General features: G+C 54.7%; 21 protein-coding genes. 6 read left to right on the forward strand and 15 right to left on the reverse strand.

Annotated features, from left to right (window positions below; translation table 11 throughout):
• Position 1: 1 nt before the first annotated feature.
• From K1X80_RS00845 to K1X80_RS00855, 3 genes are all read left to right on the forward strand, one after another.
• Positions 2-622 (forward strand): 1-acyl-sn-glycerol-3-phosphate acyltransferase, encoded by a 621-nt coding sequence (locus K1X80_RS00845; RefSeq protein ID WP_057440592.1) that lies wholly within the window; start codon positions 2-4, stop codon positions 620-622.
• A 1-nt stretch (position 623) separates the two neighbouring features.
• A complete protein-coding gene (locus K1X80_RS00850) occupies positions 624-1,556 on the forward strand; it encodes a phosphatidate cytidylyltransferase (protein ID WP_115129328.1) in 933 nt (310 codons plus the stop codon).
• 244 nt (positions 1,557-1,800) lie between these two features.
• Complete coding sequence (locus K1X80_RS00855; protein WP_169989914.1) at positions 1,801-2,763, forward strand: bifunctional GNAT family N-acetyltransferase/nucleoside diphosphate kinase regulator; 963 nt, start codon at positions 1,801-1,803, stop codon at positions 2,761-2,763.
• A gap of 432 nt (positions 2,764-3,195) precedes the next feature.
• Here the strand turns inward: K1X80_RS00855 and K1X80_RS00860 are convergent, their stop codons facing one another.
• Together K1X80_RS00860 and K1X80_RS00865 are read right to left on the reverse strand one after the other, a co-directional pair.
• Complete coding sequence (locus K1X80_RS00860) at positions 3,196-3,630, reverse strand: universal stress protein (RefSeq protein WP_057961231.1); 435 nt, start codon at positions 3,628-3,630, stop codon at positions 3,196-3,198.
• 67 nt (positions 3,631-3,697) lie between these two features.
• Entirely contained in the window at positions 3,698-6,430 is a 2,733-nt protein-coding gene (locus K1X80_RS00865; protein ID WP_152988018.1) for a cation-transporting P-type ATPase, read from the reverse strand.
• A 51-nt stretch (positions 6,431-6,481) separates the two neighbouring features.
• Here K1X80_RS00865 and K1X80_RS00870 point away from each other — a divergent pair, with 51 nt between their 5' ends.
• Entirely contained in the window at positions 6,482-6,745 is a 264-nt protein-coding gene (locus K1X80_RS00870; RefSeq protein WP_128593103.1) for a hypothetical protein, read from the forward strand.
• A 112-nt stretch (positions 6,746-6,857) separates the two neighbouring features.
• Here K1X80_RS00870 and K1X80_RS00875 read toward each other — a convergent pair whose 3' ends face one another.
• Complete coding sequence (locus K1X80_RS00875; RefSeq protein WP_128593102.1) at positions 6,858-9,068, reverse strand: LTA synthase family protein; 2,211 nt, start codon at positions 9,066-9,068, stop codon at positions 6,858-6,860.
• A gap of 285 nt (positions 9,069-9,353) precedes the next feature.
• Between K1X80_RS00875 and nhaA the strand changes: the two genes are divergently transcribed.
• On the forward strand, positions 9,354-10,556 hold the full coding sequence (gene nhaA, locus K1X80_RS00880) for a Na+/H+ antiporter NhaA (protein ID WP_057961239.1): 1,203 nt from the start codon (positions 9,354-9,356) through the stop codon (positions 10,554-10,556).
• An 841-nt stretch (positions 10,557-11,397) separates the two neighbouring features.
• Here the strand turns inward: nhaA and K1X80_RS00885 are convergent.
• Positions 11,398-11,790: a DUF6957 family protein gene (locus K1X80_RS00885; protein ID WP_143513845.1), complete on the reverse strand. Its 393-nt coding sequence runs from the start codon at positions 11,788-11,790 to the stop codon at positions 11,398-11,400.
• 369 nt (positions 11,791-12,159) lie between these two features.
• The gene (locus K1X80_RS00890) at positions 12,160-12,798 is read right to left on the reverse strand and encodes an antitoxin Xre/MbcA/ParS toxin-binding domain-containing protein (RefSeq protein ID WP_224793261.1); all 639 of its coding nucleotides are present in this window, start codon (positions 12,796-12,798) and stop codon (positions 12,160-12,162) included.
• Positions 12,799-13,025: 227 nt separating this feature from the next.
• Between K1X80_RS00890 and K1X80_RS00895 the strand changes: the two genes are divergently transcribed.
• Entirely contained in the window at positions 13,026-13,574 is a 549-nt protein-coding gene (locus tag K1X80_RS00895) for a 3'-5' exonuclease (protein WP_032856644.1), read from the forward strand.
• A 28-nt stretch (positions 13,575-13,602) separates the two neighbouring features.
• On the opposite strand, the gene K1X80_RS00900 is transcribed toward K1X80_RS00895, so the two are convergent.
• From K1X80_RS00900 to copC, 10 genes are all read right to left on the reverse strand, one after another.
• Complete coding sequence (locus tag K1X80_RS00900) at positions 13,603-14,085, reverse strand: Mov34/MPN/PAD-1 family protein (RefSeq protein ID WP_019334922.1); 483 nt, start codon at positions 14,083-14,085, stop codon at positions 13,603-13,605.
• The gene (locus K1X80_RS00905; RefSeq protein WP_032856643.1) at positions 14,082-15,866 is read right to left on the reverse strand and encodes a ThiF family adenylyltransferase; all 1,785 of its coding nucleotides are present in this window, start codon (positions 15,864-15,866) and stop codon (positions 14,082-14,084) included. The genes K1X80_RS00900 and K1X80_RS00905 overlap by 4 nt, the downstream gene beginning before the upstream one ends.
• The gene (locus tag K1X80_RS00910) at positions 15,850-17,100 is read right to left on the reverse strand and encodes a nucleotidyltransferase (protein WP_019334920.1); all 1,251 of its coding nucleotides are present in this window, start codon (positions 17,098-17,100) and stop codon (positions 15,850-15,852) included. The genes K1X80_RS00905 and K1X80_RS00910 overlap by 17 nt, the downstream gene beginning before the upstream one ends.
• Positions 17,100-18,266 carry an SAVED domain-containing protein gene (locus K1X80_RS00915; RefSeq protein ID WP_032856642.1) on the reverse strand — a complete coding sequence of 389 codons (1,167 nt, stop codon included), beginning with the start codon at positions 18,264-18,266 and terminating at the stop codon, positions 17,100-17,102. Before K1X80_RS00915 ends, K1X80_RS00910 begins: the two co-directional genes overlap by 1 nt.
• 291 nt (positions 18,267-18,557) lie before the next feature.
• A complete protein-coding gene (locus tag K1X80_RS00920; protein WP_032856641.1) occupies positions 18,558-21,701 on the reverse strand; it encodes an efflux RND transporter permease subunit in 3,144 nt (1,047 codons plus the stop codon).
• Entirely contained in the window at positions 21,698-23,182 is a 1,485-nt protein-coding gene (locus K1X80_RS00925; protein WP_032856640.1) for an efflux RND transporter periplasmic adaptor subunit, read from the reverse strand. The genes K1X80_RS00920 and K1X80_RS00925 overlap by 4 nt, the downstream gene beginning before the upstream one ends.
• On the reverse strand, positions 23,179-24,435 hold the full coding sequence (locus K1X80_RS00930; RefSeq protein ID WP_032856639.1) for a TolC family protein: 1,257 nt from the start codon (positions 24,433-24,435) through the stop codon (positions 23,179-23,181). The genes K1X80_RS00925 and K1X80_RS00930 overlap by 4 nt, the downstream gene beginning before the upstream one ends.
• A gap of 99 nt (positions 24,436-24,534) precedes the next feature.
• Positions 24,535-24,876, reverse strand: coding sequence for a hypothetical protein (locus K1X80_RS28015; protein WP_080761980.1), 342 nt, complete (start codon positions 24,874-24,876; stop codon positions 24,535-24,537).
• A gap of 74 nt (positions 24,877-24,950) precedes the next feature.
• Positions 24,951-25,889: a copper homeostasis membrane protein CopD gene (gene copD, locus K1X80_RS00935; protein ID WP_019334915.1), complete on the reverse strand. Its 939-nt coding sequence runs from the start codon at positions 25,887-25,889 to the stop codon at positions 24,951-24,953.
• A gap of 3 nt (positions 25,890-25,892) precedes the next feature.
• Positions 25,893-26,276 carry a copper homeostasis periplasmic binding protein CopC gene (gene copC, locus K1X80_RS00940; RefSeq protein ID WP_220172615.1) on the reverse strand — a complete coding sequence of 128 codons (384 nt, stop codon included), beginning with the start codon at positions 26,274-26,276 and terminating at the stop codon, positions 25,893-25,895.
• Positions 26,277-26,296: the final 20 nt, after the last annotated feature.

The raw sequence follows: 26,296 nt of genomic DNA on the forward strand, positions 1-26,296 counted from the left end.
TATGTTCGAACCCCTGGTCGCGACCCTGATTACCTCCATGGCCCGCACAGTGACCGGCGCCCGCAGCCTGTGGCTGGGCTGCGCCCCAGAACCCGTGCAGCGCATCTACTTTGCCAACCACAGCAGCCACGGCGACTTCGTGCTGCTGTGGGCGTCGTTGCCGCAGAACCTGCGCAAGGCCACGCGCCCGGTGGCCGGCACCGACTACTGGAACAAGAGCGCACTGCGCCGCTACATCATCAACCGGGTATTCAACGGCGTGCTGATCGACCGCGAACGCAAAGACCCTGTGGATAACCCGTTGCAACCGATGCTCGAAGCCCTGGAGCACGGCGATTCGCTGATCATTTTCCCCGAAGGCACGCGCAACCTGGAGGATGGCCTGCTGCCCTTCAAGAGCGGCCTGTATCACCTGGCAAAAAGTTACCCACAGGCGCAACTGATCCCCGTGTGGATCGCCAACCTCAACCGCGTGATGCCCAAGGGCCGTGTGCTGCCGCTGCCGCTGTTGTGCACCACCAGCTTTGGCGCACCGCTGCAGCTTGCAGACGGTGAAGACAAGGCCCTGTTTCTTGCCCGCAGCCGCGACGCCCTGCTCGCCCTCGCCCCGGAGCATTCCTGACATGGATAGCCAAACCCTGATGTTGTTCGGCGGCATCGGCATGATCCTGGTGCTCGCCTCGCTGATCGGCCTGATCCTCAAGCTGCGCACCCGTGGCACACCCAATGCGGTGATCGACAACCTCAACGCCCGCATCAATGCCTGGTGGGTGATGGTGGTGGTGATCGGCGTCGCCTTCTGGCTCGGCACCGGTGCGGTAATCCTGCTGTTCTACGCCGTGTCGTTCTACGCCCTGCGCGAATTCCTCACCCTCACGCCCACCCGCCGCAGCGACTACCCCGCACTGGTCGCCGCGTTCTACCTGGCGCTGCCCCTGCAATACCTGCTGATCTACTTTGACTGGTACGGCCTGTTCTCGATCTTTATTCCGGTCTACGTGTTCCTCCTGCTGCCCATCCTTGCCTCGCTGGGCGGCGACAGCACGCACTTCCTGGAGCGCGCATCGAAAGTACAGTGGGGGCTGATGATCGCGGTGTTCTGCGTCTCCTTCGTACCCGCCCTGCTGACCCTCGACATCGTCGGCTACGAGGGCCGCAACCTGCTGCTGATCGCCTACCTGGTGATCGTGGTGCAGCTCTCGGACGTGTTGCAGTACGTGTGCGGCAAACTGTTCGGCAAACACAAAATCGCGCCCAACCTGTCACCGTCGAAGACCGTGGAAGGCTTTGTCGGCGGGATCCTGCTGTCCTCCCTGATCGGCGCCGCACTGTGGTGGACCACCCCGTTCAACCCCTGGCAGTCATTCCTGATTGCGCTGCTGATCAACCTGCTGGGCTTTGCCGGCGGGATTGTGATGTCGGCGATCAAGCGCGACCGAGGGGTGAAGGACTGGGGGCATATGATCGAAGGACACGGCGGGATGCTGGATCGGTTGGATTCGGTGTGTTTTGCGGCGCCGATTTTCTTTCATTTGGTGCGGTATTGGTGGACCTGAGTCACACCGATCCAAAGGCTAACGACGCTCCCAAAGAGAGCTAAAACTGTCGCGAAGAGTGCCCGTATTTCGGGGCCTACCGCGTCGTATAGAGGAACCGCAAAACAGCTGCACCCAGTAATCACACGACATCCACGTACATTTGATGGAACCGCTTGCGGCGAGCCTCTGGGTCGGACCAAGGAGCAGGGTTCGGCATTACCCGCGTTATGTCTTAACATGGTCGGTTGCCCAAAGAGCCGTCATGGCCAAAGCCATGACGGGCTTCCATCCTTTACAAGTAAGTGTGATGAAGATGAACAAGCCTTTCATTTCGCTGTGCCCTGAAATTACTCGGGCGCACGCGCTGACGCTGATGGATTGGTTGGAGGATGAACGCGTCACCTGCTATCTGAGCGATTCGCGTCATGTCTCCCGCTCCATCGAGCAAGTCATCGATCGGACTCAATCGCCGATCCTGACCCATCTATTCAACCAGGGCGGCCGATTCTTCATGGCCTATGACCGACATGACGCCCCGGTGGGCTTTGTCCGTCTGATCAAGACCGGCTCAGATTGCGAGATAGTCCTGGTCATCGGAGACAGCGATAAATGGGGCCAGAACCTTGGCGCCCGCACGATTCGCGAAGGCATGAAACTGGCCTTCCTCGACATGCGGGCCAAGAAGCTCATCGCCAAGATCCACCCGGACAACGCGCGCTCGCTGAACGCCTTTCTACGCAGCGGCTTTCTGCTTGAAGGCGAAACGCCGACATTGAAGTCATTTTCCATGACGGCGGGGCGCTATCTCCAGTTCTTGCGCGAAGGTGCCGCTGGCGACGCCACCAGGATCTACATTACGGAAATCGACAAGGCCAGGCTCGAAAGCCTAATCGCGCTCGAGCAAGGCCCGACCGTTGTTGAACTCGAACATGAGCTTGAACGAGCCATTGTCGTCAAGCCGCAGCAGGTGGCGTGCAATGTCGTCACGATGAACTCTAGAGCCTTGCTGCAACTGGACGAAGAAGAGATCGAAGTGGCCTTGGTCTACCCTGAAGACGCGGACAGCACCGCAGGGAAGCACTCCGTGTATTCCGACATCGGCGCCGCCATCCTGGGCTATCAGGAGGGGGACGCCATCGACTGGCGAATTTCTGATCGGACCCGTCGGATTGAAATCAGGAAAGTGCTTTACCAGCCCGAGGCGGCGGGCCACTTCCACCTGTAATTGCACCTTTTGCTAGGAGCTGTAAGGAGAGAAGGACGTCGTTTGGAGCCCCGAGGGGCCCCAAGCGGGACAGTTTTCAATCCTGAAACCATGCCCTTGAAATTAGAGAATTCAAACTGTCGCAGGAGGCCCTCGTTTTTTGCGGCCTGTGGGGAAGCGCAGATGAGGCGCGGGAAGAAATTCGCAAGTCAGTAGCTGCGTATACCCCCAACCAGGTTTCACTCCAGATTGAATTCATCAGCCGGGAGTAGGAACTGAGGAGCACGTGATTTGCTTCTCAGTCGCTCGGAACATCAAATGTCGAGGGAACCACACGCATGGAAAAGTCGATGGCTTATGTTGCGCACGACTCAACTCAATCAAAGCCTTTCCAGAACATCCACCTTGGATCACCCACTTATGGGGTCGCGCTATCAAGCATTTGACGATCTCCTATTTGACTAAGGTGATTGGTATATCTGAGAGCTGAATCACCTTTGCCGCAACAGAGCCCAGAAAAATCCCTGCAAGAAAGCCGTTGCCATGTGAGCCTAGGATGATGCTGTCACATCCTAAAGAGTGGGAGCACCCCACGATTTGGCTTGCTGCATCGCCTTGTAGGGTATGAAGTGTAAATGCAATCCCTTCCTGCTTCAGAAGCACCCCAGCGTTTTGTGAGTCCTCAGCACTTTTATCACCGTAGTAACGATCAATCTCATCCGCACTCATGTCGTGTGCAATTCGCGTTGGTAAAAGTGGCTGCACATTCAGCAGATGCACCTCAACACTTCCGCCCAGCAATCCGCCCTCTTGGATCAACCCAATAAGGTAACGCACCGCGCGCTCCGAATGCTCGGAACCATCGACAGCTACAAGTATTTTATGCATTTTCTAAATCCTCTTTCAGTGGCATGAAGATGCTTGTCGTTTGGGGATTGCCAGCTTGCAATCAGTTCTACTCGGACAGGCGGATTCGAATCTGTTTTTCAATCTCGATGATCGCAAAGAGCGCAACACCAACCCCGATGATAAGTAGGCCATCCAGGAAGGGGATCGCTTCTGTGGCAAACACCTTTTGCAGCGGTGGCGCGTAGGTGATGCCGAACTGAGCCAAGGTCACCACTGCGACGGTCATCCACACGACCTTGGTGCCACGAATGCCCCTCCAGGTAAGCGATGTGCTGTAGAGATTACGAATGAAGAACAGATGGAATATTTCCATCACGACTAACGTATTCACCGCCATGGTACGGGCCAACTCCACGGAGTAGCCACGGTCGAGCGCATAAGAAAAAATGCCGTAAACGCCGCAGAGGAACAGAATTGAAACAAGTACCATATGCCAAACCAATGCACCGCTTATCAGAGGCTCTTTGCGCGAACGGGGCGGTCTGCGCATTGTGTTTTCTTCGGTAGGCTCGAACGCCAGTGCGATGCCAAGTGTCACGGCGGTAATCAGATTGATCCACAGAATCTGTATCGCCGTGACCGGCAGTGTAAGGCCGAGCAGCAGGGCCACGATGATGGTCATGGTCTCGCCCGCGTTGGTAGGCAGCGTCCAGCTCAACACTTTTTTGATGTTGTCGTAGACTGTCCGCCCTTCGCGCACTGCCGCCACGATGGATGCGAAGTTGTCGTCGGCCAGCACCAGGTCTGCAGCTTCCTTGGCGGCTTCACTGCCCTTCCCCCCCATGGCAATACCCGCATCGGCACGCTTCAACGCGGGTGCGTCGTTGACGCCATCGCCGGTCATTGCCACGGTCATGCCATTCGATTGCAGCAGCATGACCAACCTGAGTTTATGTTCAGGGCTGGTACGTGCAAAGATATTGACGTTCTTCACCGCCTCCTTGAGCGCTGCATCGTTCATGGAGTCCAGGTCTATACCAGTCAGCACATTGTCGGGATTTTGCAAGCCAATCTGCCGACCGATTGCGGCGGCGGTGCCGCCATGATCGCCAGTGATCATTTTTACGACAATGCCCGCCGCCTGGCATTGTTGAACGGCCTCTATCGTCTCGGGTCTCGGCGGATCAATTAACCCGACCATACCCAACAAGGTTAGCTTCCCTTGCACGTCCCCAAACTCCAACACGGTGTGCTCTGGCTGAACTGATCTAGCGGCAAACGCCAATACACGCTGCCCTTTTGCGGCGATAGTGTTCGCCTGTTCGTACCAGTAGTCCGCGTTGAGGGGCTCCGTCACGCCGGCGGTTACGAACTGCTGCGTGCTCATGGCCAGTATTTGCTCCGGCGCGCCTTTTACATAGATAGAGGCATGGCGATCATGATTGTGATGGAGGGTCGCCATAAAGCGGTGTTTCGCGTCAAACGGAATGGCATCGGTTCGTGGCCAGGTACGATGATCTTCATCGCTATCGATTCCAGCTTTTCCGGAAAACGCCAGCAAGGCCCCCTCCATCGGATCCCCCTCCACCGTCCATACATCCTCATGCAGGCGCAGCGAGGCATCGTTGCAAAGACCTGCTGCTCGCCCCAATTCTGAGAGCGCGGGGTGAGATGATATGTCGATTAACTGATCGGCAAGACTGATGCTTCCCGCTGGCTGATAACCTGCACCATCAACCGTGAAGAGCAGATCGCTCGTGACGACCGTTGCGACCATCATTTCGTTGCGGGTCAGTGTGCCGGTTTTGTCAGTGCAGATAACGGATACCGAGCCGAGTGTTTCGATGGCCGGCAGGCGACGCACGATAGCGTTGCGGCGAGCCATTGCACGAACGCCGACAGCCAGCGTGATGGTAAGGACGGCGGGCAGTCCTTCAGGTATCGCCGCTACCGACATCCCCACCACGACCATGAAGATCTCTGTGAACTCGTAGTGCCCGACATAATGGCCGAACACGAGCAGAAGGCCGCCGACTAACAAGATCAAGATCGTCAGCCAACGTGCAAATATATTCATTTGCTGCACCAGCGGCGTGGTCAGCGTTTCAACTCCAGCAAGCAGCGTACTGATGCGTCCTATTTCAGCTGCTGCTGCGGTAGCAATTACAACCCCGGTTGCTTGGCCGCAAGTCACGAGCGTGCCACTGAACGCCATGCAGGTACGATCACCCAGAGCGGCTTCAACACCCACTGGTTCGGTGTGTTTCTCTACCGGTACGGATTCACCGGTGAGAATTGCTTCTTGGATTTGCAGTCTATTCACGTGCAGCAGGCGTAGATCAGCAGGTACTTTGTCTCCGGCCTCCAGCAATACAATGTCGCCCGGTACTAACTCCTCGCCTACAACACTCAAACGTTGACTCGCACGAATCACGGCGGCGTGCGGCGCCAGCATCTGCCGGATAGCGTCCATGGCCTTTTCCGCTTTACCCTCTTGGACATAACCTATGATTGCGTTTGCAATAACCACTGCAAGAATCACCACCGTGTCCCACAGATGCTGCAGCATCGCGGTAATCGCAGCGGATCCTAGAAGCACATAAATCAGAATGTTGTGAAATTGCAGCATGAATCGCAGCCACGCGGGTCGCCGTGCGGCTTCTGGCAAACGATTGAAACCCGTGCGGGCAAGCCGCGCTTGAACTTCGGCGGCCTCCAGCCCGACATGCTCATTGACCTCAAGCAGGTTTGTCACCTGCTCTGCAGGTAGGGAGTGCCAGGCCACGGAATGCGGAGGGATTGGTGTTTGCTCCGTTGATGCGTCGACCACCTGCTTCATCAATGAGTATCTCCTGTGTGCACAGCTCAAGTGAGACGGGCTGAGGTGATCATGAGCGAGCGTGGGAATATAAGACTGAAAACATTATTTTTCGGTCTTACATCCTATAGTTCCGTCCAGCTGACAGGAACTATAGATGTAACGCAATCAACCGGTTGGCAATTACTGATGCAGATCAAATTATCAATAGCAATTAATGTGACAAAATGTTTTGGTGAAAAATTTAATTTTCTAGATTTTCATCCAATGGTGCAGGCAACCGAATACTGCGCAAAGCAAAAACGGGGAGGCATAAATACTACTGCTGACTTTTAATAAACCTCTGTTTATTCAGTATATAGCATGCAGTTTTTGCAACACTCCTGTGTTGCTTTGTTAAACCCGGCATATTAATGCGCTCAACTTAATCTTAATTATGCATAACGCCCTAACTTGATTTAGCTACGTTATCAACCTGGGACTCTTCCAGCGCCTCCGGAGCTTCTAGCAACTCGGTAATCACGCTGAAGTCACTCACTTCAACGGCACCTAGCCCATAGCCCAACAGATGGAACGAGAACGCCTTACGCGGCTGCGGATTATCGAAACTGAAGTCCATCTCCAACGGCTGATCGGCAGTGACGACCATTTCTGCTGGCAGCCCCAGTGGCACATCCTGCTCCAACTCCTTGGCTTTCAGCAGGATGTAGGCATCCTGCCGGGGATCTAAAGAGCGCACGGTCAGACGCACGCGTGTTTGTGAGCCCTTGGGCATTTCCAGATACTGAGCACCGATCAGGTTGTCGGCCCAGTCATCCTTGATCTGTGCCTGAAGCGGGATGATGGCGGGACTGCCGAATTGGTAATGCTGGTTCAACGGTGTCCGGATCAGCGAATGATCCAGCGCCAAGGCTCTTGCTGTGATTTCTCGTGCTCGTTTGCCGCCGTACTGTCCGGCAAGGGTAGCGTGATCGGCAATGAACCCTGCACTGTTGTAATTCCGGCAGCGCTGTTGAAAGTCACACTCGGTCAACGTGCCTTGGCCATCGTGATAGCGCAGCTTGCCGTTGGTGAACGACATGATCTCGCGGCCTGTTTCATAGTCACGAAACAGGGAACGACCGCTTAAGGCTGAAGGGACGGGTAAGGCGAAGTAGTCGAGTATCGAAGCACTCAGATCGACATGCCCGTAGACTCCAGACTTTACCCCAGGCAACTGATCCTGCTCGGGCGCTAACATCAGGTTGAAGCCCCAAGAGGAAGCCAGGCGCACTCCATCGATACCGTGGGATTCGTCCGAGGTAATCACCACCAGGGTGTCTTTCAAGATGCCCTGACGTTCCAGGCCGCTGAGGAATTGCCCGAGAGCATCATCCAGATACCCGACGGCGGCCTCCTTGGGTGTGTCGTAGCGCTCAAGGTAGTCTTCAGGGGCCGAATAGGGTTGGTGGGTGCCAACGGTCAGCAGGGTCAGCATCCACGGCTTTTTCTGCTTTTTCAGTTGGCCGACGTAGTCCAGCGCCCCTTCAAAGAAGGCCTTGTCGTCCTTGCCCCAAGGGAACTCCAGGTAGTTGCTGTTGGTGAACCATTCCAGGCCATGGGTCGCACCGAAGCCAATGTGCGGCATGATCTTGTCTTTGGCCATGAAGCGCAGGCCCGCGCCCTGAAGGTAGTGCGTGGCGAATCCGTTCTTGTGCAATTGGGCAGGGAGGCACGCCTGGTTCCGTTCGTTCTGGGTCAACATCTCAACGCCTTTAGGCGTTCCGTTGTCCAGCTTGTCGTAATCCCCACAAAGCATTGCGTACAGACCACGAATGGTTTGATGGCTATGCAGTACATAATCCGGCGTATTCATGCCGCGCTCTGCCCAACGACTGAGATTCGGCATGAGGTTTTCTTGATAGCTGCTGTGTAGGGCTTTGCGGTTGACGCCGACGTAGGCGCCGGGAATACCTTCCAGTGCGATGATCAACACATTGCGCGCACGCCCCGGTGTCGCGAGCAGTTTCTGTCCGTCCAGATCGAGTTCAGTGAGCCCCGCCATTTTCGGTAGTTCATCGACAGCCTCACCTTCCAGCCACTCTTCCGCGCTTGCCTGAACAGCGCCAACGCTCGCGGCCATTAACTGATGTGGGAGGTTGAACAAGCGCCACTGGTCTTCTTCTGAGGGGTACAGGTGCTGCACACCCCAATGGGCGATCAATAGCAGTAGCGGTGCTGCCCACGCGCTTCGTGGTAAACCCGGAGCGGGAGACAAGCGTCCCAGGTACTGCGTGATCAGCCAAATTACCAGTCCAACAATCAGAGTGGCGGCCAGCCAAGGCTGGGCGAAACCACCACCTGTAGAGTTTTCCAAAAACTGAGGGTCGACCAGGTAGTGCAGGTCAGAGGAGTTTGGGAGTCTACCGACCGCGCTGACCAGTTCGGCAGTCGCCAGAGTAATAAGTCCCCATACCAGCAACACAGGAAGCGCTAACCACCAAGGACGGCGATGCAGGAGTACTATCAGCAGGCTCGCAATTCCCAGATCTGAAAGATAACCAAGTGGATTCGACCAACCCAGAGCCGCACGCAGGCACAAAGGCACGATCAGAACCAACCCGATCAAGGCGATCAGGCGTGCACGGGGTTGTCTTAACCAGCGATGGATAACATTCACGCAAAGGCCTTCCAGACATTAAATCGTCATATAAGTGTGCTGGATGGTATCAAGCGGGGGGACGACTCATCGAGTTATTCGAAAGAGGGACGGTGGATTGAGTCAGTGACGGCATTGATATCGTTTCGGATGCTTGGGCGTAAGCCCTATTTCAGAGGCTTGCGTTGAGGAGTGCTCGCTAACTAAGCCCTTCAGCATCAACTGTTTCATGCTGTTTAGACCCCGCCCCGCGTGCGCGGGCCAAGTGTTAATATATTACCTTTTTAAATGATCCAAAGGATGTTGATGACCAATCATCAAGCTAAAGCCGAAACCCCTAGAGCTGCCGCAATTCTGGCTCGCTTCCTATCGTCGGAATCCGCTGGCGGTCTTGTACTGATGGGCGCAGCACTCGCGGCACTAATTGTGGCCAACTCGCCTCTCTCGCAAGGTTATTTTGCAGCCTTGCACAGTGTCTGGTTGGGCATGTCTGTCGAGCATTGGGTCAATGATGGCCTGATGGCGATCTTCTTCCTGATGGTCGGACTCGAGATCAAAAGAGAGGTACTGGCAGGCGGGCTCTCCACTTGGGGCCAGCGTGCGTTGCCAGGATTTGGTGCTTTAGGCGGCATGGTTGTGCCTGCATTGATCTACATCGCAATCAACTGGGGTAATTCTGAGACCTTGAAAGGCTGGGCTATACCAGCCGCTACCGACATCGCATTCGCCCTGGGCGTCTTGTCGCTGCTGGGTAAGCGAGTCCCGACTTCACTGAAGGTTTTTCTCGCTGCCTTGGCGATCATTGACGACCTGGGGGCTGTGGTCATCATCGCCTTTTTCTACACCACTGGTCTTTCCATGCCGATGTTGCTGGCATCGCTCGCAACCTTGGTCATTCTGATCGCAATGAATCGATGGGGCGTCAGACGATTGTTCCCCTATTTGCTGGTCGGTGGTGTGCTGTGGTTCTTCGTGCTGCAATCGGGGGTGCATGCCACCCTTGCGGGTGTCGCTGTAGCGCTGTGCATCCCAATGGGTAAGCCTGAAGAGGAAGTCCGGTCTCCACTGCTGTTCCTGGAAGAAAAGCTGCACATGTGGGTAGCTTTCGCTGTGGTGCCGATTTTTGGCTTCGCCAATGCGGGTGTTTCACTTGCCGGTATTTCTATGGAAAACCTAGTCGATCCGGTTCCGCTGGGTGTAGCGCTCGGCTTGTTGGTGGGCAAGCAGATTGGTATTTTCCTATTGGCTGCTCTGGCCATTCGTATGGGCTTGGCCAAGCTGCCGGAAGGCAGCAATTGGGCACAGCTTTACGGCGTTGCGCTCTTGTGTGGCATCGGCTTCACCATGAGTCTATTCATCGGAAACCTTGCGTTTGCTGGATCAGCTCACCTGATTGACGAGGTAAAAGTCGGTGTATTGATAGGTTCGACCTTGGCTGCAATAGGTGGTGTCCTGATTTTGCGACGCAGCGCTGCACCTGCCATTACCGCCGGCACGGTTTCCAAGTAAGCGTAAGCGAGCCGGCCACGGAGTTTCTCCATGTTGGAAATCCTGTGGCCGGAACATCGTCTGGCGAAGTGTGGTCATCGTGCTTTACGCCAAAGCCGCTGAGACATCCCCCTGAACGGCTGATTGGCGCTAGCAACTTCGTAGCAACTTTTCCCGTGATCAGCGCAGACTTTCAGTCTCACAACAGTGAGCACGTCGCCAGAAGGAAAACCCTAAGCGTTCAATATCTTCGGCAACACAAACAGGACAAAACCTGTTGGGGTTCTATTTAAGTCGTAGCACCTCGAATGACCTATGTATTCAACCCTATAGTAGGAGACATCTTGAACACTCTTAAAAACCTCCTTTAACGGGTAGTTAGTATGCCTATTAAGCATCTTGTTCAAGCCATAGCAACTAATTCCCCCCTGCATTTGGGCGAGGAGTTTTTCCATAAAGGAACGCACAGTCTCCTCAGGCTGAATAGCTAAGATCATTTTTTCGATAAAACCTAGAGCGGCGTCGAGAGCAAGGAGGCAAGCAGGAAAGCGTCGCTGGCTGCTCAACCGGGGGGCAGGAGGCGCCAGCGACAAACTTTATTTCATTCCGACAGACTTTATCTCGTAGCTTCAACCCTGGTTACCAACAACATAGTTTGACACAGCCCCTCTCGTAAATCGGGGCCTGTAGGATGATCCGGGGGCCACACAACAGCAACATAGACTGACACAGACGGGTCGCACTTCAAATACGGGGCTCGATTGGTAACAACATAGTTTGACACAACAGCGAGAGCAATCATTTATGCCGAAACACCATGTGAGCGCGACCGGTCAATCACCTGTGCGGAAATAGTCTTTTTTCAACACAGGCTCAGTGCGATGTCTAAATCCGTGCGCAACCTTCGACCGGTCCCCATCAGCACATACACTGTGTTTTTTGTTCGAAATAAGCAGTCATTGGTGAAGGAAACACCCAGCGTTGATCGGACCCAATCACCAGGCGGGAAGCGGCCTTTACTGTCTTGGATAACGGTCAAAGCGTAAACGAGAGCAGGAATTAGCTGTCTATCCGTAATGGCTTTTCGCTGACGTGTTGTAATGTCGAGATCCAATATTGCCCAATCAGCAACAAGACAATAGGCACGGGAAGGAAAATGCAGACTGGCGAAAGCCACTGCATCTGAGGGGGCGAGTTGGCATCCGTCTATTTTCTCGCCTGCAGAAAGCACTGAAACATAATCTGCCAAATTCATTTGTACCTCCTGCCGATCCAAAAAACCGATTCGAACGAGAAGCATCATTCAGCTTAGCTCCCAGCGGATCACCAGGTTCCGATGCCGACGGATAGCAGCAGGGTGATCTCATGGCTGTTCCGTCTTCTCCCTTCATCTCACTGAACGGGATGATTTCTATCGAGTTGTCACCGGATAAAGTGGTTTGCGCCAGTACACAGCTATACCATTGCCGTGCGTGAACCCTACCTAGCGGTAGGTGCCGATGCGGGTGAAACCTAGTGCTTCATGGATGCCCGTGCATGCCGTATTCGGCTATGCGACGCCGGTATTGGTGCATGAAATCCATGTTACTCAAGGAGCGGTAGAGTCCGTTTGGCTGCGACTGAATCAAAATGACATGCCCTCAGACACTTGAATCAGCATTTCTTCGACTAGATGTGTGCCAAAGGTTGTAGTGACCATCGCCAATGGGCTTTCTCCTAAAAAACGGGCTTTGGGTTTGGAAAGCCAATGTTTGGCCTTCCCTTTGTCACCGAAGACCACCTCGGCCATAGCGGTAATATGTGCAAAACGGAACAGGCGATCGCTCTCATGCGACGTTAAAAGCTGATTGGCTGACAGTTTTGTTTTGAGCGTTTTGGGTTGAATGATTCTGTCGCGTTCTTCGTCGCTGAGGGTTCCATCATCACAAAGCATTTTGATCAGGCTGGCCGAGAAGCCAGCTACTATCATGTCGTGAATGTCCAGATCCGAAGCATTGACAGAAATATGAAGAAGCGTCTCCAGACGCATGCGGTAAGCATGACTGGCATCCTGACGCAGGACGCCAGCAAACATGGGCCGCACTGATGTTGCGTTGCGGACGGGCGTCAGGACTAATGTGCCATTCAATACCGTTAGCTCCAAGTCGTCCCCAACACCTAACCTCATTTGGTCAAGCAACTCTTGAGGCAGATCAATGATGATGTCGCCAGTTCCGTCCTCAGTTTTCTGGGATTTTACTATCCAACGCTCAGTTTCACTCATGATCGTCCGGCCCTCATCCGCCATCAGAGAATGACACACATCATCATGGTTGGGCCCAGAGCTGACCAAAGGAACGCGCAATCCGCTGGTAGACAGGCACTGCCGCTGCTCGAACGCCGGATAGCGAGTGAAACAGCAAAAAATGGGGCAATGGATATACCTGCCTTTCCACCTTCACATGGCTAAGAGCCTGAGCGTGATCAGTTAACTACACGAAAGGATATGACATGCACCCTAATGAGCTTTATGTTTCCGTCGACGTCGAGACTTCTGGGCCTATACCAGGCGATTACAGTCTGCTTTCCATTGGAGCTTGTCTTGTAGCCCAACCTGAAACGTCCATATATCTTGAACTACGGCCTGACAGTCCGAAACACGACCCCGAAGCGCTGGCAGTATCGGGGCTGAGTCTGGAGAAGCTGGAGCGCGAGGGTCTCGCTCCGCAACAGGCGATGCTGACATTTGATCAGTGGCTGAGATCGTCCTGCCAAACGGGGCAAAAGGTCATTTTCGTAGGACTCAATGCACCGTTTGACTGGTCATTCGTCAATTACTACTTCCACAAATACCTGGAAACCAACCCCTTTGGTTTTACCGCTATCGACATGAAGGCCTACTTTATGGGCGCTGTAGGTTGCAGCTGGAAGGAAACAAAATCATCCAAAATGACCGCTGCGCTGAAGCCACTCAGCGAACCGAACCATAACGCATTGGATGATGCCCGCTTTCAGGCAGAGCTCTTCGCCCTAATGCTAGCGGGTAACTATAAACGCTGACCTGCCTTCCACCGCACTGACTTGAAGTTCATCTGACCCAGGTTGCCTCAACATATCTGCCGTCCCTGAACGACCACGCCTTGATACCTTCTGGTTTTTCGGACTTGCCGACAATAATGGCTATTGGGTGCGGCAGATCCTGCGTGTAACGTGCAGCAAATTTGGAGAAACTACCGATGTCTGCCGGAGAGATCACCGGAACGGATTGGGGATGCGTATGCCAATAGCCCACCAGGCGTAACCCTTGTTCGTTGGCAGCCTGGATCTCCTGACGGCACCGCGCCGCATCCAACTCTAGCCAAGACCAGCCTGACCGATCGGCGCGATGAGGCAACGTGGCCAAGGCCAGCAGCAAACCTTTCGGATCAACAGGGTTGACGAATAACTGTCCACCTCGCTCCACGCCAAAAAGGCCCTGCCGATGACTATCCAAGATGTCCGCGACCGCCTGGGACACCAATAGCTCGGAGTCCACCTCCGGCCATCGCCAGCGCCATGCGATATCCGTCATACCATTTCGTCCTTATCTTCCGGCCATCCGCGTTCGAGTAGGATTTGCTGCGTCCCCTCTGGCAGTTTGGGCCCATGGTATTGGCCTCCTAGGCTCAGCACATCTTCAGGCCTATAAATGCTGCTGACCCAAGATGCAGTGGCGATCTTGCCGGTCAATGCGCGTAAGGCCGTGTGCGACACCATAGAGGCGATATTGGTCATTCCCAGCGAGCCGCCTGGGATAAAGCTCTCGCCACACGCGGGCAGTGGAACAACACCGCCTCCCGGCCACTCTGTAAATCTATGCAAAAAATCGCCGACGTCCGTGAACAACTGACGGCCATCAAAGGTGCCGCCTGGTGCGAATAGAGCATGGCCGACCTGGGTATACGGTTCGCTCCAGGCTTGTAAAAGCCCCCAAGGAGCGCCGCTGGATTTGGTTCGCCATACAGTGACCTCCGACTGCCAGTCTGCTGTCGTGATCACCACCAGATCTGCGTTATCGAACACTTCTGGTTTGCTACTCATCACTACTTCGGCAAAAGTCGAATAAGCGGTGCATTCTGTCGTCGGAAGATCTAACAGAATCTTGTCCCTCAACGCTGAGGCTTTCAGCCTCCCTAGGCTATCCGCTCCCAGAACGTGCCTCCCCAGATTGGCTGACACCAAAGTGTCAGGATCGATGAGGGTAAGGTGGCCGACACCGGATCGTGCCAATTGTATTGCCACCGTACTGCCTAATGAGCCAACGCCAACACAAACGACTCGAGCATTTTCAAGGTGCTGTGCAGTGCCGCTTATATCGCGGGACAGGATAGACGCTCGATCAAGCACATCCAGGGCAGTTGCTCGGACGAGCGCCGGAGGATGAGCATTTGCGATAGCTGGCCGCCGGCGAGCTGTACGCAAGCCAAACTTTGCCCCCCGCTCCTGCTGTACACCGAGCGAACGCACATTGAGACAATATGTTGGAGCATCTGCGCCTCCTGGAAGCTCCAGAACAATCCATCGACTCGCCAACGTTCCATGCAGCTCAAACCATGCCAGCAATTGCTCGGCATCGTCTGGTTGAAGGTGTGGCTTTAGCCACAGCAATAAATCTTCTGGATCCGGGGTGCGGATATCCGGATAAGTCTGAAGCTTGACGTAAAAACCGGGAGTTTCGGCCGCACGAATGACAGCAGAGCGCCCGACGACCCGTCGGTAATGCCCTTTGAGTGCAGCTACATTCGATGCTAACCAAACCGTTTCCTGACCGGATGGCACAGCTCGGCGCGGATCGCTGAGCGCAAACAACTGCGAGGCAGCCTGAGGTCGATCCAACAGTAAGAGGTTCTGGAATGACTGCCCGTGCTGAAACGACCAGTAGGTAGTGATCTCATTCTGAAATTCGATATCGCGTGTTGCCTGGTTTGATCCCATCTTGGACAACGAAACGATCTGGGCCAAGCGAGCAAGGCTGTCCTCTACCACGACCTCCGGGGAGCCCATGATGGGGCGTTCCTGAAAGCCATGAAGGCAAAGCCCCGACTTAGTGGCATGCGGCCAAACCAGCCATGGAGAGGGTTCGACGTTCAGCCGCAAGAGCCCGCGGGGAAAGTTGGAGGGGAAACCTATACGCAGTCGCCGCTCCTGCCCCGTGTAATCGGTGGGCAAGGGGAAGTGAAAGCACGCCGCTTCGTCAGCCCGCATGGGTGCGGGCTGGAGCAATGCATCGGCAGCATCCTGACCTAGGGTGTTACGCAGTGCGGCGATTCCGCGCTGCAATGGTGTCTTAATAGGATCAGCCAAGGCGTCCAACTGGCTTTACGCTCGACTGAGAGGTTCCGCCACCGCTGGCCCCTCCGAAGAGCGAACCCATCGAAGCAGAGTTTCGAGTAGTGCCATCCGGTCGACCGGGCATCGTCCAATTCGCAGGGATTTCATTGTTCACTGCCGTGATGAACGCCGGCGCAATACCGAAGTTCTTTTTCACTGCCTCGGCAAAGGAGTCATTGGATTCAAAACTTTCCAAACCTAATGACACAGATGCACTGGCGTCCGCATGCCACTTGGCGAATGCCTGACGGTAGCCTTGCCCCTCGCCCGGTCGATTCCACTTCTCTGCAAAGTTTTCGCCGTTATCGGCAGGGTTGCAGACATAGCAGTCGCTACCTCTATGCGCGATGTGCTGCGGCATTCTGCGAACGATTTCCAAAATTGCATCGAGCGGTGCCAGAGGCTTCGACTGCGACTCCTTTACGACATCCAGGTATGCGTGCGTGGCTAGAGTGGTGATGACCGCAGATATTGGGCGAGTATCAGCGCTCCTTGTCTTGATGGCCCATTCATCGCGATGCCGCTTGAGCAGCTTAATGGTCGCACGCAGGGGATCTTGATCGATGTAATCCTGATAATGCGGCAAAGGATCTTGGGTCGCGGCATCAAGCATCCGCTGGCTTTTGGCAACCACTAAGCTTTCCAGAGAGATTTCCTGGGCGGAAGCGACCTGCAACCAATTCGAGTAAGGAATAGGGCTGCTCGCTTTCCATCCTGTGACTCGATCCGGAACCTCAAGCTTACCCTCGCCGTTTGCTTCGCCATTTCCGTTGATCGCCCGGGCAGGTGTGACATCGATGTGGAAACCTGGATTTTCGTCTGCATAAACGATTCGAATACCACGACGTAGTTGCTTAACTTCTTCCTGAACGCGGGAGCCTTCCCTAAAACGCTGCTCAATCGCCTCTAGAACTTCCTTCGCACCAGCGCCTTGAGCGTGAGGGAGCCAGATAATCGCGTCCGCATCAATGGTGTCCAGATCCGCAGGCGCCCCGGGAATTGGCTTAATGGTCGTTTTCAGCCGCATTGAGCCCTGAACGAAAATATGAGCCTCAGCGAGCAACGGATTGTCGGAAGCCGAGAGGATTTTTTCCAGTTGGGAGTAGCGGTCATTGATTTTTTCGTACTGCGCTTCCGACAGCGAGATCTCCCTCGCGGCGCGAAGCAGAAAATATTCCCAACTGCTGCGCTTGGTCTGTTCGTTGCTCAAAAGCATTACATAGCCTCCTGGGCCACGGGACCCAATTGCAGTGTTTGCGTAAACCGATCTTGGTTTTCTTTGTCCCGATCGAAGATCAGGTATGTATGTTGATGCTGTGTTGTGAGCAACGCGCCAAACTCGATGGCCAATGCCGCAGGAATGGCGGCGAAGACGTGGATGGGGTCAGGAGTCAGAGCCTCAAGCTGGCTCAGTCGTATTTGAAGTGCGTCGCGAAAAGCATGAATCACCCGACGGTTCTGTACCATCGCGTAGCTTGGTTCTGGGATCGACAGCTCTGCAATACGTGCACCGGGTAGAGCGTCGGTCACGTCGCGTACTGGAACTTGCGCAGAAATGGAGAGCACCAACGCCAGTGGGCCATCGCCGTTGGGTGGAGGCGTAAACAGAAAACTAGGCGGCTCAGCAGACTGATCGGGCCAGCGCAAAAGATGCTCGCGATGAAAAGAGAAGATCAAGCGTTTGGAACGGTCGCCGATACTCTGGCCCAACATCATCAAGGCCGGAATGTCGGCCAAGCCGACTACTGCTAGCGCGGGCGAATCGCCATAAGTGCCGCCGCGACGTTTGAGTTGCTGCTCCAGCTCATACTGGACGCTGTCTTTGACGTTCTGCCAATAGGTAGTGTCCCTGCCACGTGGTCCGGGCGCAGCGAAGGCGATTTTGATGCCTTGATCGAAGGCGGTTAATCCCTCGGCGGACATCGCAGCCAACAGATCGCGAACGGGGATATCGTTGATCGTCTGAAAGTGCTGACTCTGGACGATGAGAGGAATGGCTCTGCCACCATCGGGGGTCGTTGCGGCGAGTCGGATGCGTTCAAGGTACGCTTGGTGCAAACCGCTCAGATCATTTTCAGGGTAGCCATCTGCGTCACGATCAATTTTGTCATGACAGCCTGGGCACAGGAGCATCAGGTTAGCAGTATCGTTAGTGTGCGCCTCAGCATCATGATCCGCGCGTCCCCGAGGCCCCTTGGGACTGGCGGGTAAGATATGCGCCACTTCGCCCCATTTCATTGGCTTGCCGGCACGATAGTCGAACGTTAGATCCGTACCGCACAGTTCACAATGACCAGCGGTCTGTGTCCATACGATCCGCTTCGTCTCATCATTCGTGTTAAAGCGCCCGCTCGCGGGCTTAGCGTCTTCTTTTTCTGCCATTTCGACCGACCCCCGAAAAACATCCATGATTGAAAACGATGATGGCAAGATAAGATCATATTAGGGTCATTCGTCCCGATTTCAAGAGAGATCTGAGGGTGACGAATGCTGAGTCGCCTTTTAGCAGGATGCTTTTTTGGCTCATCGAAAGGCGGTGGTGGCGGCGTTCGTTTTCTGGCAAGTGCTGGTGGGTAATGGCACTGACCACAGCGCATGTAAGACTGATGAAAACGAGCTGTGCAGCTCAAACGAGGCTGCAAGCGCAGCCCCTTTCGTATGCGTTTTTACGCGTCAGTGCTTGCCAGGCTCAACGGACAAGTGTCGACGACGCATGAGGTGATAGGCCGCCGGGATCACAAACAGCGATAGCAAGGGTGCCGTAACCATACCGCCAATCATCGGGGCGGCAATGCGGCTCATAACCTCGCTACCGGAACCGCCTCCCAAAAGTATAGGTAACAAACCAGCGATAACCACTGCCACGGTCATAGCCTTAGGTCGAACGCGCTGGACAGCGCCTTCACAAATCGCGGCCATCAACCCGCGTTCTGTGTTGTCACCGAGGTCTTGACGCTCGGTCCATGCATTTTTCAGGTAGAGCAGCATGATCACGCCAAATTCGGCAGAAACACCGGCCAAGGCGATAAAGCCGACCCCGGTGGCAACCGACAGGTTGAATCCCAACAGATAGAGAAACCATGCCCCGCCCGTGAGAGCGAATGGCAGCGTGGCCATAATCAGCAAAGCCTCATCAAGGCGTGCAAATGTCAGGTAGAGCAACACGAAGATGATCAACAGCGTGGCAGGCACCACCAGTTTGAGTCGTGCGTTGGCCCTTTCGAGAAACTCGAACTGACCTGAGTAGCTCAGGCTCATGCCGGGCTGCAACTTGACCTGCTCACTGACGACCCGGCGTAGATCGGCGACTACGGAGGCAATGTCCCGGCCACGCACATCGATGTACACCCAGCCTGAAGGCCGTGCGTTCTCACTCTTGAGCATTGGCGGCCCGTCGTTGACCTTGATCTTCGCCACGGTGCCAAGGGTGATCTGGCTGCCTAGCGGGGTGTAGATCGGCAACTGCTCCAAAGCGCCGAGCGAATCCCGCCACTCACGAGGGTAACGTACGTTAATTGGGAAACGAGCCAACCCTTCAATCGTCTCCCCGACGTTTTCACCGCCGATTGCGCCGGCCACGATTGATTGCACATCGGCAATATTTAACCCATAGCGTGCCGCAGCTTTGCGATCGATATCTACATCAATATAGCGGCCACCGGTCAGTCGTTCGGCTAACGCTGAACTGACACCTGAGACGTCCTTGGCAACACGCTCGATGGCTTGGGTGACGGCATCGATCTCCGTCAGGTTGGTACCGGCAACCTTCACGCCAATCGGGCTTTTTATGCCGGTGGCCAGCATGTCGATACGGTTACGAATAGGCGGTATCCAGATGTTGGTTAATCCTGGGACACGCACCACTTGTTCTAGCTCCTCAACGAGCTTTTCCTGGGTCATGCCTGGGCGCCACTGCTCGCGTGGTTTGAATTGAATGGTGGTCTCGAACATTTCCAACGGTGCCGGGTCAGTCGCGGTTTCAGCGCGGCCGGCTTTTCCGAAAACGTGTTCGACCTCTGGAACTGTCTTTATTAGACGGTCAGTCTGCTGAAGCAGTTGCGCGGCCTTCTGCGCCGATAATCCAGGCAGAGCTGACGGCATATAGAGCAGGTCCCCTTCGTCCAACGGGGGAAGAAACTCACCACCCAGACGAGAGATCGGCCACAACGCGCTGACAAAGACTAGCAATGCAACCAGCAGCGTTACTTTAGGTCGACGTAATACGGCGTCCAGAGCGGGCTCGTAGATCCGGATCAACCAGCGATTTAGCGGATTCTGTTGCTCATTAGGAATTCGTCCGCGAATCCAATACCCCATCAACACCGGAACTAGAGTTACCGACAGTCCAGCCGCTGCGGCCATAGCGTAGGTTTTGGTGAACGCCAATGGACCGAATAGACGTCCTTCCTGAGCCTCCAGCGTGAACACCGGAATGAACGACAGGGTGATGATCAGCAGACAGAAGAACAATGCGGGTCCTACCTCGGCAGCCGCTTCAGTCATCACGTGCCAATGACGTTCACCTTTCAGTTCCTCCCCAGGATTAGCCACGTGCCAAGCCTCGACCTTCTTGTGGGCGTTTTCAATCATCACCACGGCAGCGTCGACCATGGCGCCGATGGCGATGGCAATCCCGCCAAGGGACATGATGTTGGCGTTGATACCCTGATAGCGCATTACGATGAAGGCGATCAGCACCCCAACCGGCAGGGAGATGATTGCCACCAGAGATGAACGCAGGTGCCAGAGAAAGATTCCGCAGACCAACGCGACGACGATGAACTCTTCGATCAGCTTGTGGCTGAGGTTTTCCACGGCACGATCAATCAACTTGCTGCGGTCGTAGGTGGTGACGATTTCTACCCCCGCCGGCAGACTGCTTTTCAGCTCGTCGAGTTTGGTCTTGACCGCCGCAATGGTTTCTCGAGCATTCTTACCGCTGCGCAGAATTACCACGCCGCCGACGGTCTCACCTTCGCCATCGAGTTCGGTGATGCCTCGACGCATCTCAGGCCCCATCTGAATCGTGGCAACATCGCCCAGAGTGACCGGCACACCACCCGTGCCCAGTTTGAGTGGGATAGCACGAAAGTCATTGAGGGTCTTCAAGTACCCGGAAGCCCGCACAATAAACTCGGTCTCCGCCATCTCCAGCACCGCCCCACCAGTTTCCTGATTGGCCTTGCCGATCGCCTCGGTCACTTCAGACTGCGTGATCCCCAAGCTGGCCAACTTCACCGGATCAAGCTGCACCTGGTACTGCTTTACCATGCCACCCACCGTGGCCACTTCCGCAACGTTCGGTAGGGTCTTAAGCTCGAATTTGAGGAACCAGTCCTGCAAGGCACGTAACTGCGCCAAGTCATGCCCGCCGCTTCGGTCTACCAGGGCGTACTGGAAAATCCAGCCAACCCCAGTGGCATCAGGTCCTAATGCGGGCTTGGCACTGGCCGGAAGCCGGCTTTGTATCTGGCTCAGATATTCCAATACGCGCGAGCGGGCCCAGTACAAGTCAGTTCCGTCTTCGAATAGTACGTAAACGAAACTGTCGCCAAAGAAGGAATAACCGCGCACAGTCTTGGCACCAGGCACAGAGAGCATAGTGGTTGCCAATGGATAGGTGACCTGGTTTTCTACGATCTGTGGGGCTTGGCCTGGATATGGTGTACGGATAATTACCTGAACATCCGACAGGTCTGGCAATGCGTCAATGGGCGTACTTTGAACCGCCCAGATCCCCCATGCCGTGACAAACAGCGTCGCCAGCAACACAAGAAAGCGGTTAGCCACCGACCAGCGAATAAGGGCCGCGATCATGGCTGGCTCCCAAAGCGTTCCAGACGCTCAACTCGCAGACCATCTTCCGTCTGGCTGACAGCGATCCGAACCTTGTCGCCCGTTTTAAGACCCTTCATCAGAGCTGGAGCGGCGAGAGGGAAAGTCATCGTCATGCCTGACATACCCAATGTTCTGAAGGGACCGTGGGCGAGCGTGACTTCTTTGTCGTTGATCTCAACGATCTGACCATCGGCCTCATGCAAAGCGCCTGCGGTTACAGTAGATGGCGAAACGTCCAGTGAGCTTGCGACAACGCCCTTGAGACTGGCCTCCGAGTCGAGAAGGAACTGGCCAGAAGTCACCACTTTTTGCCCCTCTTCCAAGCCTTTCAATATCAGCGTTTTGCCATCGTTATCTTGGCCTAACTGCACCTCCACCGGGCGATATCGACCAGCGTCTTCAGAGAGCATGACCAACGTACGTCGACCGGTACGAATGACGGCCTCGCTCGGCACCCACAAAACACTTTGCTCCGTCGAACGATTGAGACTTACCTGCGCGGTCAAACCTGGCCTGAGTCGGCCATCCGGATTGGGTAACTCAACTCGAACGCGAAGTGTGCGACTGTCCGAACTGGTTTCCGGAAGAATCGCACTGACGACGCCCTTGAGCACAACTCCAGGGAGCGCGGACAAACGCGCTTCGGCTGCTTGCCCTACGACGATTGACCCAGCCTCCGACTCTGGTACCGCCACGGCCAGCCAGACACTGCTCAAACCATTAACACGCGCGAGCGTCTCGCCTGCGGCCACCGTCATACCTTCACGCACACTCAGCTCTTGAAGCACACCACCAATAGGGCTGGTCAGAGTCAGGTTCGGTTGAACTTTGCCACTGCGCTCAACTTGAGCAATTAACTTAGTTGGCATTCCGGTGAGCCTCAATCGCTGGCGGGCCGCTGTCAGCAAGTCAGCATCGCCACTACGCTTGAGGGCGAGAAATTCCTCTTGAGCAGCTGCCCAATCCGGCACCAAGATATCTGCCAAGGCTGCATTCACTTTCAGCACATCACCAGGTGCATGGGCGTACACGCGCTCGACAAAACCCGCCGTACGGGCCTGAATGACTGCAACGTCCCGTTCGTTGAAGGCCAGAACACCTACCACGTTCAGTGTCGAGGCAAATACCCCTCGACTGACACTAGCCAGTCGCACACCAAGGTTCTGAGTCAGGCTTGGATCAATTCGAATGCCGCCGCTGTCCCCCTTGGTATCTGCGTATTGGGGGATCATCTGCATGTCCATGAAGGGTGACTTACCCGGTTTATCGAATTTCTGTTGTGGGTACATGGGGTCATACCAATACAGAACCTTTCGATCGGGAGAGGCTTTGGCTTCCTGATCCGGCTCGACACCAGCTACTTCGCTCATTCGCGGTTGGGCTAACCAGTAACCTCCGGCAACACCCAAGGCAATCGAGATGCCGACAACTAAAGTCCCTTTCCATACTTTGAAATTCATTGAGCGGGCTCCCCGTAAGAGAAATACAAGCGAGCGCTGGTGAGAGCACGTTGCTCTTCAACGTCAATCTGCTTGAGACGGGCTTCGATGAGTTCGCGTCGGGCGGCCACAACCGAGTTCAAATCACCTTTGCCGGAACGGTAGCTAGCCATGGTGAGTTCAACCTTTTCTTTAGCCAGCGGCAACAAGCTTTCCTGATTACGGGTGACTGCACGATTGAGTCGCTCGTAGTCGGCCAACTCATCCTCCAGTTGCTGGGTATGCTCGCGCGACAGAGCTTCCCGCTCAGCTTCAAGTTGGTTGAGTTCGGCGTGCTTTGCCGCAATTTTGGGGTTTTGCCGAGAGTCAGGAAACAGCGGGAGATCCCATGAAAACTGGACGCTAACCATGTCACCGAATTGTTTGCCTCGATGCTGATAGTCGAATTCCCAGCTCCAGTCAGATTGCTTTTCCGCCTCAGCTTCACGGATCTTGGCTTGTGCTTCACGGGTCATCGGCACATACGCCGCCAATTCAGGGTGATGTTGCAGCTTATGGGAGTATCCAGAGGTTTCAATGGGCCAATCAGGCAAGCTGCCCGCCGGTTTGTCATTGGCAGCTGGGCCAATCCAGCGCTTGAGGGCCGCCCGGGCCTGTGCACGTTGGCGAACTAAATCATCCTGCTGCTCCGCCAGTTGGGCAGCTTCCTGTTTAGGTGTCACCGCATCGGCGGGTTGGGCGCGGCCACCCGCAATCTGAGATCTGACGGTATCGGTCAGAAGACGGTTTTCTTTGTAGAAGTCCTGGAACATCGCATCTTTACGCTCAACCGAGTAGCTACTGATCCAGGCCAATGCCGTGGACTGTCGGACGTTCAGACGCGCCACTCGACGCTCAGCGGACGCTCGATCAACAGCCGCATCCGCGACCTCGATACGTGCTTTGCGCTTATCGCTGTTGGGCATCTCCTGTCTGATCCCGACCACTTGCATGGTCATGAAGTCCTGGTCGATGCTCCATCTGTCGGCACCACCAATGGGGTAGTTCTGCAAGCCCAGCAGTAGCTTGGGATCGGGTAGTTCGCCGGCGGGAATGGCCGCACTGGTGGCTGCTTGAATTTTGGCGTCTTGTGCGGTCAACGACGGTGCATTGTTTTCGGCCAGCCGCAGCGCTTCATCGAGTGTCAATGCACCAGCAAGGCTCGGCAATGCCAGTACGCTTGCCGCCAGGCCGGCCACGAGGGACCAACCTGTGCAAAAGCAGTTGGAGTTCATGTTCACGATTCCTGTGATGATCCACCGCGCGCTTCATAAGACATGCGCGCAGATATGCCATCCCGCTAACGCGGAATGAGGCTCAGTGTGGTACAGGAATCAAGTACGGGGAGGTCGCCATAACCCAGAAGGGGTTTGTACGAGTGGGAAATGGCTGGAGAAGGGCAGAACGATTGGACTGGACAAGGTAATAGGAGGCTTGATGATCGAGACTTGCAGCATGCCGCCCGTTTTGCATTCCTGGCCCGACTTACAAGGTTTGCCATGCTCAGCGGTACTTTTCATGTCGTGGCAGCAGTCTTGACCCATACCATCCATCATCGCTATACCCATGGTTTTCATCGGGCATGGTTCAGTCGATGCCTGAACACCCGCCATCCCGCTAAGGGGAAGCGCCAAGCTAATTAGGAAAATCAGGCAACACCGCACATAGCGTTTCATGGGCTAAAGTGTAGACGGTGCAAATGGCCCTTACAATTCACCCTTAAGACTCCTGTATTGGCTGTTACCAACGTCTATGCTGCGCTCATTTCCATGACAGGGCTTAAAGTACCTAACCATGCGACAAGACAGATAATGATGACCGCCATTGAAAACTCAAGTTTCATGCTACGGCGCAAGGCATTCACCGCGACAGCGTATTCGCCATTGCGAACTGATCGCTCCAATAAGGGGCTTAGATGAAAACGGTTAAGCGTGGCTAATACGATCATCCCTGCAAATAGCAGGATTTTCAAAAATAGCAACTGGCCATAAGTGCTGAGCATCACCTCATCGAGGCTCGGTCCTACGATAAATAGATAATTCACCACGCCCGTTATACTGATGATCACTACAATCACCGCGCCGGCCGATTCAAACCCTGTCAGTACCCGAGCAAGAACTCGTACTTCCTGATCACCTTTCAGCGATTTTAAACGCAGCAGCAGTGCAAATGCTGCCAACGCACCCAACCAACCGCCTGCGGCCAAGAGATGGAAGATGTCGCTAGTAAAATGCCAGTAACGACGGCTCCCTTCGTCCATCGCACCATGCCCTGTCCATGCCAGCGTCGCTAGCGCAATGGCGCCACATACAGTGACAATCCAAAGACTGAGTGTCGGAAAGCGCTTGCTCAGAGCAACGCCGAGAACAGCCGTCAGCAACGCCACTATCCGGACCATCCAGGTCAAACCGACGTCAGTCCCCATGAGAACCATTTGAAAAATATGGTGATGTAGCTCCATGAAGCCCGACACACCACTCATAGCTTTCGCAAGCAACAACATGGCTGCTAGAGACAGAGCTACACCTAAAACAGATGTACTGTAAAGAAGCGACTCAAAATTTAAAACCGCTCCCGATACTCTCTCTTTTCCCCTCAGGCTATAAAGACCAAATATTGCCAGTCCAAATAACAGCATCAGATCAAAATATAGAGCAAAGCGAACAGCTATATTTATTGAGTCGCTCATGAATCATTTCACTTTGAAAGAAAAATTGCCGGTGATTGGATGAGTGTCAGACGAGACGGCACGCCACTCAACTTTATAAGTACCTGTGGTCAATGGCGATGCAGGCGTAATAACCATCGTCTTAGGATCTCCACCGCCTGCAACGGCTGCTTTAACGCCCATTGGGGAGTTAGGCATGCCAGGCATATCGGTCATGATCAGCTTAGCACCGGAAAACTGAGTCGTTAGATTCTCAGAAAATTGCAGTTCAATTTTCGCAGGAGCAGCAACATCCGACCCTTCTGCTGGAGTAGAAGAAAGCAGCTTTGGATGTGCTTGAGCAACTGCACTCAAAATCAAACCCGCTGTCAGTGCTACAGCTACGGTGGTGGTTTTAAGGAATGACATGCAAGACTCCTCACAGCAAA

Origin of the sequence: Pseudomonas sp. So3.2b (genome assembly GCF_019464415.1) — a bacterium.
Classification (GTDB): domain Bacteria; phylum Pseudomonadota; class Gammaproteobacteria; order Pseudomonadales; family Pseudomonadaceae; genus Aquipseudomonas; species Aquipseudomonas shahriarae.